Origin of the sequence: Calothrix sp. UHCC 0171 (assembly GCF_034931845.1) — a bacterium.
GTDB lineage: Bacteria > Cyanobacteriota > Cyanobacteriia > Cyanobacteriales > Nostocaceae > Brunnivagina.
Genome location: NZ_JAYGHN010000016.1, coordinates 51,253 through 64,064, shown reverse-complemented (window position 1 = coordinate 64,064; position 12,812 = coordinate 51,253). Strand labels below are relative to the sequence as shown.

Genomic DNA, 12,812 nt, shown 5'->3' with positions numbered 1-12,812 from the left:
CTTCAAGGGTTTATCACTCTCATATGGCTCAGAAGAATGAAGCAGCAGTTTTATTTTTGGCACTATTAATTACATTGGGATTGGTAGGTGGTGTTTATTTTTGGTTAGCTGGCAATAGCAACGTTAAATTTGTCTCTACAACCACTAATTCATCGCAGCAATCTTCTCAACCTAGCGAAGAAACCCTAGCACAAGTGCAAAACGTACCTAGCGGTCTTTTTCGGTATGGTGGGAGTACAACTTGGGCACCAATTCGTAAAGAAGTGGATTCTGCAATCAAAACAGTTTTGCCCAAATTCCAACTCAGCTATACTGACCCAATATCGAGAGCGCCGGGTTCGGGAACGGGAATTAAAATGCTACTGGATAACCAGCTTGCCTTTGCCCAATCTTCGCGGGCACTAGAGCCAGAAGAATACCAAATTGCCCAACAAAAAGGGTTTACCCTCAAAGAAATACCAGTTGCTATTGATGGAATTGCGATCGCAGTTCATCCCGATTTAAATATTTCCAGTTTAACTATCCAACAAATCAAAAAAATTTACACCGGAAAAATTACCAACTGGCAAGAAGTTGGTGGCAGTAATTTAGCAATTAAGGCTTATTCACGTCGTTTAGAAGACGGGGGCACTGTTGAATTTTTTTATCAGAATGTATTAGACAAAGAAAAATTTGGTAGTCAGGTGCAATTTACTCCCACCACAACCACAGCATTAAGACAAGTCGCCACAAATGTAGGTAGTATTTATTACGCATCCGCGCCAGAAATTGTGCCCCAATGTACTGTAAAAACCATAGCGATCGGGCGTAAGCCTGGTGAAGCCGTTGTCCCCTATCAAGAGCCATTAGTACCCAGAAATCAGTGTCCGCAAAAAGTCAATCAACTCAATCAAGCAGCCTTTCAATCCGGTCAATACCCAATAACTCGCAGATTATTCGTAATTGTGAAGGAAAATAGTCAAATTGACCAACAGGCTGGCGAAGCCTATGCTCGATTATTACTGACCGACCAAGGTCAAGAATTAATTTCTAAGTCGGGATTTGTGAGAATTCGGTAATTATTATGTCGCAAAAAAATGAAACACCAATCTTAATCATGTCACTGCTAATTACAATTGCATTAATTGCAGGTGGCTTTTGGTGGTTTAGTCAAAATTTTAGTGGCTCGAATTCGGAGCGAGCGACTAATTCTCAATCCCAGAATTCTCAGTCAAGTACCAATTACTCACCCAGCAGTGCCCCTACAACCGAAACAACTGCCACGGGTACAACTTTAACTAGTGTCCAAAATGTGCCAACAGGACTATTTAATTACGGAGGTAGTACATCTTGGGCACCAATTCGACTGGTAGTAGACTCAATTATCCAAAAAGATCGACCAGAATATAGACTGCGATACGTACAGCCCAACAATGCCAAAGCAGGTTCTAGCATAGGCATACAATCTTTAATTGACGGTCAACTGGCATTTGCCCAATCTTCTCGACCAATAACAGACCTAGAGATAACCCGTGCTAAACAAAGAGGCTTTGACCTCAAACAAATTCCTGTGGCGATCGATGGATTAGCAGCCGCAGTTAACCCTAATCTCAACATTCCCGGCTTAACGGTAGAACAATTAAAATCAATTTACACAGGAAAAATCAAGAACTGGAAAGAAGTGGGCGGTTCTGATATTCCCATTCAAGCTTATTCCCGGCGAATTGAAGATGGCGGAACCGTCGAACTATTCATCCAGGATATCTTGGGTGGTGAAAAATTTGCTCCGAATGTGGAATTTATTTCCACTACTACCCAAGCTCTCAAAAAAGTTTCCGAGAATCCCGGTAGTATTTATTTTGCTTCTGCCCCGGAAGTCATTCCCCAATGTTCAATTAGACCCTTACCTTTGGGGCGATCGCCTGGTAAATATGTTGCCCCCTACCAAGAGCCATTCATTCTCCCATCTGAATGCCCTGGTAAACGCAACAAGTTAAACATTGAGGCATTTCAATCTGGTACATACCCAATTACCCGTAATCTGTTTGTGGTGGTCAAACAGAACGGGCAAATCGAGCAACAGGCTGGCGATGCATACACTAACTTACTGCTGACACAGCAAGGACAGGAATTAATTTCCCAAGCTGGATTTGTGAAAATTCGGTGATAGATAAATACACAAGAATACTTAACTTTAGCAGCGTTGAGGAGAGTATGTATCAACCCTCCTACAGCGCTATCTAACCAGTTGAGCTACACTCCAGCACGGAAGTTTTATCTCCGTGCTGTCAAGAATTTCCTAGCTAGCTCGATTAATCGACTCAGCAGGCAAGCAAATCAGATTATCACCTTGAGTCAAGATTAAACCACGTTGACGCAGTTTACCCATTAAACGAGTCACGGTGACACGAGTTGAACCAATCGCACTACCAATTTGGGCATGGGTGAGAGGGAATGGCAAACAGTAACCACGAATTACATCGGGATCAGTTTCACTCATTGCTGGCTCGCCATATTCCTCAATCAATAAAGTCAGGAAGCCCAAGAGTCGGTCAATTGTGCGCCGTTGCCCTAAAGCACTCAACCACAGCAACTTACGTTGGTGTTGATACCTGAAAGCATCCATTACTTCGCGGCGGAAATGGGGCCAGTTGTCCAAATCATGCCAATACATCCACAAGACGGCAGTTTGGTCAACATGCGCGTAAGCTTGGAGTGTGAAAGGGGACTGAGCAACAATTTCAAACGGTTGACCTGCACCAACAAATCCTAAGAAAGCTTCTTCAGGAGTTCGATTGATACGACGGGACGTTAGCTGACTGGCTGTAGCACTGACTTGAGCGGTTCCTACCATGCGGATAGCACCCCTTTGCACTAAGTACAACAATCCAGGTCTAGCTGGAATGCGCTCATCTTTGCTGAAGGTGCGGCAGCGATAGTGTTCTTGAGCCCAGTCAAGAATACGTTGCCAAGTTAAAAAAGGACGTGATGCCTCTGAAAAGGAGGATGGAGATTGCATAGGTAACAAAGAGCGTTTGGCTGAAGACAAAGACGTCAAAAAAAAGGTGCAAGGAGTGTCTTTGTGTGGCACTTACAGGCTTAACACCTAACGTGCCAGCCATGTTTAAGGGTAGAAATTAGTTTCTACTCTTTTTGCTATATTTCTACTGTACAATGAAGGTAATGAATTTTACCCATTATTTATTAAATTTCATGGAATTCTTATTTTTCTCCCTCAAAATTAAAGTTATGTCGAAAGGTAGATGACATAAAAATAGGAACTTTGGTACTCAAGGCTATTGTCATCCGTGTACTATGTGAATCAAATGTTACTAGTTAGCAAATACACAGCTATTAGACGGCTAGTAAATAGTTATTTACAGGAGTCACTAAGTATTTATGCTGGGTATGCAAAAAACTTATACATTCCTGCAAAAGAAAATTTTGTTTATCAAAGTAGAGATAAAAGTAAAGTTTTGTATATTTCGGGAATTGCTCTCAAACTCGCAAAGTCTCAGCAGTGGGACGCTTCAGAGATTGCGAATCAAATTGCTTCTCATTTTTTAAGGAATTGTGACAAAAGCTTTCGAGTCGAGGTGTTAGTCCCGGCATGGATTCGGATTCAAGTTGCGGATACAATTGTCGCGACCTGTTTGCAAAGTCTAGTTGAGTTTGCCGGAGAGCAAGCAAGTTTTTTTGAGACCTCAATAACTTCTCCAATACTTCCTACCACTGACTCTGTTTTTTTGGTTCAGTACGCTCATGCCCGTTGTTGCTCTTTGTTGGGATTAGCTCAACGCCAAGGATTAATCCAAATTGATCGAAATTTGCAGATACCTTGGTTAATTAAAGATGGGGTTAGCGATGACAAATTTCGTTGCACTGATGTCTTGTCCCGTTGTTTAATCGGCGAACTTGTAACTGTCTTGGATGATTTAGCAGATATTAATCATAGTGATATGGGGCATTGGCAGAAAGCAGCTATATCTATAAGTAAAGTATTTGAGGATTTTTGGCGCAGTTGCCGTATTTGGGGTGAAGTAAAAATTAATTCGCCGGAACTTGCACTTGCCAGACTAGGATTAGTGCTGGTGACTCAAGTGATATTGCAGTTTTTGCTAGAAAATAAGTTGGGTGTTTCCGCGCTGCGGGAATTATAAGGGTTTTTGTCAGCTAACAGTTCAATACTTAAGATAATCAAAACTTTTGTAACAAGTCTTGACTGAATGAGGTAGTCAAGATATATTTACTGGTGTGTGAGGAGCGAACCAGCAAGGGCACCGAGACGAAACACGGCCAGTCGTCGGTGTCCTTTCTGATTTTTTATTAGTAGTCACTGAATGGTTAGTATGAAACTTTATTTACTAACCTGACAATTTCCAGCCATCAACAATACCCAAGAGAATAATAATTAACTAAGAATAAATTTTTCGATCGCAGCTGCGGCTCCGTTTTGTTCGACACTGGGAGCAATCCATTGAGCGATCGCCTTCACCCCATCAGGCGCATCACCCATGGCGACACCAATACCAGCGTATTGTAGCATTTCGAGATCATTAAAATTATCGCCAATAGTCATGACATTGCCTGGTTGCAGTTCGAGTATTTCTTCAGCCAGGTAGCGGACTGCTGTACCCTTATTCACAAAGGGATTGGTGGCTTCAAAGAACGTCGCCACTGAAGTTGTCAGGTACAGTTCTGCGGGAGTATATTGACGACGTAGATTTCCCAACAATCTATTAATAACATCAGCATCATCACACAAAGCTAAAACTTTAGTTGGTTCATTGTCGAGAGTTTGGCGCAAATCGCCGACTGGAATGGCATTTATATTAGAACGTTTTGCATAGATTTTACTTTCCCGTGTCAGTTCGCGCACGTACAGTTCGTCATTGATATAGAAATGTACCGATAGCACATCTTTAAATTCGGGTTGCTCAAAATAATCAAGTAATTGCTGGGCTGTTTCCCGCTTGACTGTGAGATGACGGTGGATTTTGTTCGTCGTTGGGTGTTGAATCCAAGCACCTTGATAAGCGATTAAAGGAAGTGTTGAACCGATTTCCTGGTGGAAGCGTAAAGCCGAACGATACATTCTCCCTGTTGCTACAGCCACTTGTACCCCTTTTGCCTGTGCTTGAGCGATCGCTTTTTTCACTTTTTCACTAACTCTATTCGAGTGTCCGGCGATCGTGCCATCAATATCAACTACTAAAAGTTTGATCTCGTTGGTTGATGTACTAGCGTTCTCTGCCTGCATAAATTGCTGCCCCATTTAAAATTAAGTCCCAGTATGAGGTTATCAGGGAAATAGGATATCCGGGGAGAGAGGGGATAAGAGACGCGGGGATACAGGGATAAAAAAAGGATAACAACTCTTGATTTCCCCATAGTCCAATTATCAATTTTTACGAGTTAATACTGATACGAAAAACGGAACTTTAAATATTTACTGAAATGATAATTGGAATCTCAGCAAATATCTCTAAATACAATTGTCAAAAATCAATTTAGCTAAATTTAATGGTAGAGATAAGTAGAACTGTGCAAATAAACTGTAGACGCGGAGCGGCTGCTCGCAGAGTAGTATATAACGAAAAGTAAAGTTACCTAATACCATTTCACGAAAAATCTGATACAGATGTAAATCCTGAAAGCTTTGCTGCATCTAAGTTTTTTAATTGCGTTAGCGAAGCTCTTCCGAAGGAAGCATTGCGAATTGCGAATTGCGAATTGTGAATTGGTATAAAACCCTCTTCCCTTCTGCCTTCTGCCCTCTGCCTTCTGCCTTGTCATAACGACAATTTTTAACACCGACCTACTTACGATCGCACATTGTCATCTCTACTTTTTTAATGTTCCTAATGGCAGCCTACTAGATACAATAAGGGATGTCCGATACACAAACAAGCCTAAAATCTGTTGACTTCTGCATCTTCTACCCCACAAAAACCAACGTTCATTCTGATTGATGGACATTCGCTGGCATTTCGTTCTTATTTTGCTTTCGCGAAGGGACGTGACAAAGGCTTGCGTACCAAGTCTGGTATCCCCACCAGTGTTTGTTTTGGCTTTCTCAAATCGCTGTTGGAGGTAATCGCCAAGGAACAACCCAGCAATATCGCCATTGCCTTTGATTTGGGTTTACCTACTTTCCGCCATGAAGCTGATGATACCTATAAAGGCGATCGTCCGGGAACCCCTGAGGACTTTATTCCCGATTTGCAGAATTTACAGGAATTATTAGATGCACTTAATCTCAAAGTGTTGACGGCTCCAGGTTATGAAGCAGATGATATTTTGGGAACCTTGTCACAAAGGGCTACAAATGCTGGTTATCGGGTGAAAATTCTCACTGGAGATAGAGATTTATTTCAATTAGTTGACACAGAAAAAGATATCAAGGTTCTCTATTTAAGTAAAGAATCATTACAGCGATCGACTTCTGGTTTACCGGAGTTTGGAGAAGCGGAAGTTAAGGAAAAGCTGGGAGTTTTGCCTTCGCAAGTTATTGACTATAAAGCCCTTTGTGGTGACAGTTCTGATAATATTCCTGGTGTGAAGGGAATTGGCGATAAAACCGCAGTTCAACTGTTAAATACCTATGGTTCCCTTGATCGAATTTACGCTTCATTAAGTGAGATGAAAGGCGCAACTTTGAAAAAATTGACAGATGGCAAAGAAGATGCAGAAAAATCTCGTTATTTGGCGACTATTGTTCAAGATGTACCTCTGGAAGTAAATCTTGAAGATTGTCGATTAAAAGGTTTTGATACAAATAACCTCACACCCATTCTCGAAAAATTAGAATTTAATTCGTTTCTTGGCAAAATCAATCAAATTCAAGAACGTCTTGGTGGTGTTGCTACAACTGATATTTCCTATATTTCCTCTGCTAATACAGCTAATCAAACTACTCAAAGCTCGAATAATGTTGTTTCTCCTCTCAATTCCAGTAACGATTTTGATTTATGGTTTTGGAGTGCAGAAGATAGCGATGCATCACAACAACACCAATCTACAGCTAATATTCAACCACGTATTATTGATAATGAAGCAAAATTAAATGACTTAATTAAAATATTAAAAGAACACACGAACCCGCAAATACCAGTCGCTTGGGATACAGAAACTAGTGATTTAGAACCTCGTGATGCTCAGTTAGTAGGTATTGGTTGTTGCTGGGGTACAAAAGCGGATGAAGTTGCTTATATTCCTCTGAATCATAGCCAAGGGGAAAATTTAGATTTAGCCACAACACTAGCAAAACTCAAACCAATATTGGAAAGTGATAAATATCCCAAAACTTTCCAAAATGCAAAATTTGACCGTTTGATTTTTAAATGTCAAGGAGTTAATCTCGCTGGGGTTGTATTTGATCCCATGCTAGCTAGTTATATTTTAAATCCCGATTATAGCCATAATTTAAATGCAATTACTGAACGATATTTGGGTATATTTTTAACTAGTTATCAAGATTTAGTTCCCAAAGGTAAAACTATTGGTGATATTGATATTCACAAAGTTGCTTATTACTGTTGCTTGCAGGTTCATGCAACATTTCAATTAGTCGTTAAACTGCGTGAAGAACTGGAAAAAAATGCGATTTCCTTAAAACTCCTTTTGGAAGTTGAACAACCACTCGAACCTGTTTTAGCCGAGATGGAATATCTAGGAATCCGTATCGATACTGCTTACCTCAAGGAACTTTCCCAAATCCTAGAAACTGATTTAGCTAAATATGAACAGCAAGTTTATGAAATTGCTGACGAGAAATTTAATTTAGGTTCACCGAAAAAACTGAGTCAAATACTGTTTGAAAAGCTGGGTTTAAGCACTAAATATTCCCGCAAAATTCAAACTGGATACTCTACAGATGCAGGCACTCTAGAACGTTTAGGTGAAGTTGATAAAACTGGAATTATTGACGCAATTACAGAATATCGCACCCTTTCCAAATTAAAATCTACCTATGTCGATGCATTGCCAAAATTAGTACGTCCAGATACTCAGCGTGTGCATACAGATTTTAATCAAACCGCAACATCAACTGGACGTTTATCCTCATCGAACCCCAATTTACAAAATATTCCCATTCGGACTGCATTTAGCCGCCAAATTCGCAAAGCATTTCTACCCGAATCTGGATGGTTAATGGTAGCTGCCGATTATTCACAAATAGAATTGCGGATTTTGGCACATTTAAGTGAAGAACCAATTTTGCTCGAAGCCTATCAAAACAACGAAGATATTCATACAGTCACCGCCAGATTAATGTTTGAAAAAGATGATATTTCTGATAGCGATCGCCGGGTTGCAAAAACAATTAATTTTGGCGTAATCTATGGTATGGGTTTCTTGAAGTTTTCACGTTCCACTGGTGTTGATAAAACTTTAGCAAATCAGTTTATTAAGCGTTTTTATACACGCTATCCCAGAGTTTTTGAATATTTGGAAACTGTGAAAAAGCAAGCGATTACAAATGGATATGTCGAAACAATTTTAGGTCGTCGTCGCTATTTTGATTTTACAGGTGAAAGTCTCAGAAAGTTAAAAGGTACTAATCCCGAAGATATTGATTTGACGAAACTAAAAAATCTTGGTGCTTACGACTCTGGCTTACTTCGTGCGGCTGCTAATGCACCAATTCAGGGTTCTAGTGCTGATATTATCAAAATTGCTATGGTGCGAATGCAAGAAGTTTTGCAAAATTACCAAGCAAGATTATTGTTACAAGTCCATGACGAATTAGTTTTTGAGGTTCCACCCCAAGAATGGGAAGAATTACGAGTAAAAATTAAGTCGGTAATGGAAAATGCAGTCAGCCTGCGAGTGCCTTTATTAGTTGAAGCCCATGCTGGTGATAATTGGATGGAGACAAAATAAGCCTTGCGGAATCATTCTCAGGAAATCTGAACCACCACAATCGAACACAACTGGCAATAACTTGAAAACAGGATTTTGATGATGCTTTACGATCGCTCGCTGGAATGGTTAACTGTATTTAGTTATGTCACTTTGACGCTGTTTGTGATTGGCTGCATTCTGGTAGCGGGAAAAAATAAAGCCTGATTACAGCTTAAAAAGCTTAAAAATCATCTTCAGAGAAAAATTCTGGCTCCTCATCTAATTGGGAATTATTCTCTCCCGAACCGACAATATTCCCCAGAGTTTTTAAAATAGTCGTGCTAATTATCCCAATACCCACACTCAACGCCAAAATAAAACCAAAGGGTATTTGGATTGATTGGTAAGAGAGAAACCTTAAAGATACTGGTTCACCATTTTTCATCGCGATAATCGCAATTACCACTACCCAAAAAGCTATAACTAGTGATGTCAATAGGCTCGCGATCGTTTTCATTTTTATTAAGATATTTAACTTTTTGTAAATTTTTGAGAATTCTCTATTAGAGATTTTAGCTTCAAAATCAGCAGATACCATACTAGTAATAGCTGACAAAACAAGAATGTAGAGTAATATATCGACAAATCAAATATTGAAGCCAGTTTGAGAAGTGGAAAATTGGTATCCAAATATATCTTTTACATTTGTCACAATATATATAGCTGAGTATTCAGTAAATTCTGGAGTCATAGAATTTCCATTCTCTGGTGCTTTCAACTCAAATTTGAGTATAAGAAGTAACCACAATTAAGCTCTCACCAGTATAAGCTGTATAAAATAGCTATTAAAACAAGGTTTTACTGTTGTAGTAAAACTAATCCCCATATATACCGTGCATGGTTGAATTGGAACTTTTTAATTAATGCGTAGTGGTGAGCTGTTTAAACGATTCAGGAGTGATGTTTTTTCCCAATTTGTCCTTTGAAAATCCCAAATTACCAGCCAAAAACAAATAGTTCAGAGTATAAATACTTATCTAGTTTTAATCTGCATCAAATTTCATTCCCTTGATGCTGGATTTTGTCAATATCTTTAAACTCGGCTAATTTTCAGATAATTTTAAAACTCGTATTCAATACCACTAACCCGGAACAATGTCAACCCCTGAGCGACCATTCGCCAGTTATCATCTTTGGAGTTTAGTCACCCCAGCAGCAGCACAACAACGCTGGCATTGCCAGATGCGAAGGGGATTTATTAAGGCGCGTCAACACGAACCACAAGTGCAAGCGCTGCTCAAAAATGTGAGTGCATCACAACGCATTGGGTTGTTGGCACAAAAAGGAGTATACGAGTTTCATTACAATCCTAGGCTGTTGAAAGCAGATAATGGGGTAGAAAAAGTTGCAGAGTTATTAAAGTTAAGGGAAAACAGCGAAGAAGTTCAACAACGAGTGCTGCAAATTTTGAGGAACTACCACTCATCCCCAATGCTTTCCGATAAACGGATTTTACTATTGACGCGGGGTGATGAAGGTTTTCCCAAAGCGATCGCGATTGAAAAAGAAAATTATAATTTTCGCTTGTATGCTTCGATGGATTGTATTTTCATCGAACAGGATGTGACATTTACATCAATGTCCCATGTACGTACTTTACACATTTTAGATTTTAAAACTGGGAAGTCTCCATTCGACTTACGCCAAGCTTTAGTCTACTTGCTAGCAGTTCGTTATCTATATCCTGAATATCAAGCTGTCGCATCTTTTTATAATTTAGAATTAGGTAAAAAATCAGAGTTAATTGTTATTTCTAATAGTGAACTAGATCATGTTGAAACTGAGCTAGCTGATATTGCTCAAAAACATCAGCAAGATATGTATCTTTTTCATAAACAAGCTCAAAAATTTAGTAGTATTTTCCCCCCAAATCCTGGTCATCATTGTCGTTTTTGTGCATTTAGAACAATTTGTCAATTCTCGAATTGTAGTGTGGATAAGCACGAATAGAAGACCGTTGATAAACTAAATATTCAATCTTGTGTTCACGTTAAATCAAACCGTATTTCCATAGTTGAACCTTTTTATATCTTTTGTATATCTTTGTTTTCCCAGATTCAAAATATATACTTTGCGGCAAAATGTAGAAGCTTTGATTTAAAGTAAAGATGACTAATTTATCAAACTAAAAAAATGTCAGCAGAGTATGGCTTAATTGGGGATTTTACCACTGTTTTGGGAACATCAGCTTTTGGAGGATATTTAGCTACCAAATCGCGTCAACCCGTTTTGCTTGGTTATATACTCAGTGGCATGATGATTGGACCTTTCGGTTTCAAGCTTCTCAACGATATTACCCGAATTCAATCTCTGGCGACGATTGGTGTAGCTTTTTTATTATTTGCACTTGGAGTCGAATTTTCTTTAGCAGAACTCAAGCGGGTTAAAGATATTGCCTTCAAAGGTAGTTTGTTACAAATTGGTTTGACTGCTGCTGTGGTTGCCATTGTGACTATTCTGTTAGGGTGGGTTAATGGCATAATTCAAGGTAGTTTTTTAGGATTAACCCTTTCCCTATCTTCAACGGCGGTTGTCCTTAAAAGTTTGGCAGAGCGGGGAGAAACAAATACAATCCACGGTCAAGTAATGCTCGCAATTCTGATAGCTCAAGATTTAGCATTGGGATTGATGCTGGCATTTTTACCCGCTCTGAAAGAACCGAAAACTCTTCTTTTAGCCATAAGTATTGCATTATTAAAAGTTTTGGTTTTTCTCATATTTGCTCTAGTATTTGGTCGCTGGATTGTACCTAACTTAATTAAGCAGGTTGCGGCAACTGAAAATACAGAATTATTTCTCATCACGGTAATTGCTATCTGTTTAGGCGTTGCCTTAATCACCAATTATCTGAGTTTATCAATTGAAATGGGTGCATTTGTCGCCGGTTTAATGATTTCCGAGATTGACTATTCAGACCATGCACTAGCCAAAATTTTACCTTTAAGAGATACTTTTTCCTGTCTTTTTTTTGCATCAATTGGTATGCTGATAAATCCAGCCATTTTAATGCAAAACTTTGGTGTAATTCTCGGTTTAGTAACATTAGTAATGTTCGGGAAAGCAATTATCATCTTGCCGATAATTCTGAGGTTTGGCTATTCATTGAAAACGGCAATGATTACTTGTCTAGGTATTAATCAAATTGGAGAATTCTCCTTTGTCTTGGCTTTAGAAGGTTTACAGGACGGGTTAATTCCCGAAAAAACCTATTTACTACTATTGGGAACAACCGCAATTACCCTTGTACTTACTCCCATCTGTCTAAATATTGCTCCTCACTTAATCAACAAATTAAACGACATAGATTTTCTGAACAAATATTTGCGGAATTTTACCGAACCAAAACTACTATCCATCCCCGAAAATATGAGTGGTCATGTAGTAGTTGCTGGTTATGGCAGAGTCGGGCAAATCATCGTCAAAATTCTCCAAAATCAAGGATATCCAATTTTAGTCATCGAAAATAGTGAAGCTGCAATTCAAAGATTGAGAATACAAGAAATTCCCTATATTTTTGGTGATGCAGATTCCGAATTAGTCCTAGAAAAAAGCTATTTAGAAACCGCAAAAGCTTTAACCATTGCACTACCCGATCCTGCTAGCGCTCGCTTACTTTTGCAAAGAGCATTAAGAATTGCACCAAAATTAGATATTATCGCGCGATCGCACCATAATCACGAAATAGATGTACTGACGCAAATGGGGGCGAAGGAAGTCGTCCAACCGGAATTTGAAGCAGCCTTGGAACTGGGGGCGCATCTCCTGAAAACTTTAGGGGCAGTCGAGCATCATATCTACAGTGTAATTGCTGACATTCGCGCTGACAAATACCGAAGTATTCGACCAGAACGAGAATAGTATCCTCACAATTTCCTCAAATTATCTGCGTATAACAAAAGTGTGAGACTTAAGAGCGCCAGATCAAA

Annotated in this window: 9 protein-coding genes; 6 read left to right on the top strand and 3 right to left on the bottom strand. The window is 39.3% G+C overall.

Translation table 11 applies throughout. The annotated features are described in order from the left end of the window. The first annotated feature begins 23 nt into the window (after positions 1-23). A complete protein-coding gene (locus VB733_RS14145) occupies positions 24-1,058 on the top strand; it encodes a PstS family phosphate ABC transporter substrate-binding protein (RefSeq protein ID WP_323340698.1) in 1,035 nt (344 codons plus the stop codon). 5 nt (positions 1,059-1,063) lie between these two features. Beyond that, positions 1,064-2,146 carry a PstS family phosphate ABC transporter substrate-binding protein gene (locus tag VB733_RS14140; RefSeq protein WP_323340697.1) on the top strand — a complete coding sequence of 361 codons (1,083 nt, stop codon included), beginning with the start codon at positions 1,064-1,066 and terminating at the stop codon, positions 2,144-2,146. 132 nt (positions 2,147-2,278) lie between these two features. On the opposite strand, the gene VB733_RS14135 is transcribed toward VB733_RS14140, so the two are convergent. Next, on the bottom strand, positions 2,279-2,998 hold the full coding sequence (locus VB733_RS14135; RefSeq protein WP_015114387.1) for a Crp/Fnr family transcriptional regulator: 720 nt from the start codon (positions 2,996-2,998) through the stop codon (positions 2,279-2,281). A gap of 307 nt (positions 2,999-3,305) precedes the next feature. Here VB733_RS14135 and VB733_RS14130 point away from each other — a divergent pair, with 307 nt between their 5' ends. Beyond that, the gene (locus VB733_RS14130) at positions 3,306-4,139 is read left to right on the top strand and encodes a DALR anticodon-binding domain-containing protein (RefSeq protein WP_323340696.1); all 834 of its coding nucleotides are present in this window, start codon (positions 3,306-3,308) and stop codon (positions 4,137-4,139) included. A gap of 251 nt (positions 4,140-4,390) precedes the next feature. On the opposite strand, the gene VB733_RS14125 is transcribed toward VB733_RS14130, so the two are convergent. After that, a complete protein-coding gene (locus VB733_RS14125) occupies positions 4,391-5,239 on the bottom strand; it encodes a Cof-type HAD-IIB family hydrolase (RefSeq protein WP_323340695.1) in 849 nt (282 codons plus the stop codon). A gap of 662 nt (positions 5,240-5,901) precedes the next feature. On the opposite strand from VB733_RS14125, the gene polA reads away from it, so the two are divergent. After that, on the top strand, positions 5,902-8,865 hold the full coding sequence (polA, locus tag VB733_RS14120) for a DNA polymerase I (protein WP_323340694.1): 2,964 nt from the start codon (positions 5,902-5,904) through the stop codon (positions 8,863-8,865). A gap of 202 nt (positions 8,866-9,067) precedes the next feature. Here polA and VB733_RS14115 read toward each other — a convergent pair whose 3' ends face one another. Next, positions 9,068-9,343: a DUF1049 domain-containing protein gene (locus VB733_RS14115; RefSeq protein WP_323340693.1), complete on the bottom strand. Its 276-nt coding sequence runs from the start codon at positions 9,341-9,343 to the stop codon at positions 9,068-9,070. 638 nt (positions 9,344-9,981) lie between these two features. Between VB733_RS14115 and VB733_RS14110 the strand changes: the two genes are divergently transcribed. Both VB733_RS14110 and VB733_RS14105 read left to right on the top strand, forming a co-directional pair. Continuing rightward, a complete protein-coding gene (locus tag VB733_RS14110; RefSeq protein WP_323340692.1) occupies positions 9,982-10,836 on the top strand; it encodes a PD-(D/E)XK nuclease family protein in 855 nt (284 codons plus the stop codon). A gap of 183 nt (positions 10,837-11,019) precedes the next feature. Then, entirely contained in the window at positions 11,020-12,744 is a 1,725-nt protein-coding gene (locus VB733_RS14105; protein ID WP_323340691.1) for a cation:proton antiporter, read from the top strand. The last annotated feature ends 68 nt before the right edge of the window (positions 12,745-12,812 follow it).

Bases quoted from the DNA above. Each gene is read 5' to 3' on its own strand.
- VB733_RS14145 (WP_323340698.1), top strand. From the start codon at position 24: ATGGCTCAGAAGAATGAAGCAGCAGTTTTATTTTTGGCACTATTAATT.
- VB733_RS14140 (WP_323340697.1), top strand. From the start codon at position 1,064: ATGTCGCAAAAAAATGAAACACCAATCTTAATCATGTCACTGCTAATT.
- VB733_RS14135 (WP_015114387.1), bottom strand. From the start codon at position 2,998: ATGCAATCTCCATCCTCCTTTTCAGAGGCATCACGTCCTTTTTTAACT.
- VB733_RS14130 (WP_323340696.1), top strand. From the start codon at position 3,306: ATGTTACTAGTTAGCAAATACACAGCTATTAGACGGCTAGTAAATAGT.
- VB733_RS14125 (WP_323340695.1), bottom strand. From the start codon at position 5,239: ATGCAGGCAGAGAACGCTAGTACATCAACCAACGAGATCAAACTTTTA.
- VB733_RS14115 (WP_323340693.1), bottom strand. From the start codon at position 9,343: ATGAAAACGATCGCGAGCCTATTGACATCACTAGTTATAGCTTTTTGG.
- VB733_RS14110 (WP_323340692.1), top strand. From the start codon at position 9,982: ATGTCAACCCCTGAGCGACCATTCGCCAGTTATCATCTTTGGAGTTTA.
- VB733_RS14105 (WP_323340691.1), top strand. From the start codon at position 11,020: ATGTCAGCAGAGTATGGCTTAATTGGGGATTTTACCACTGTTTTGGGA.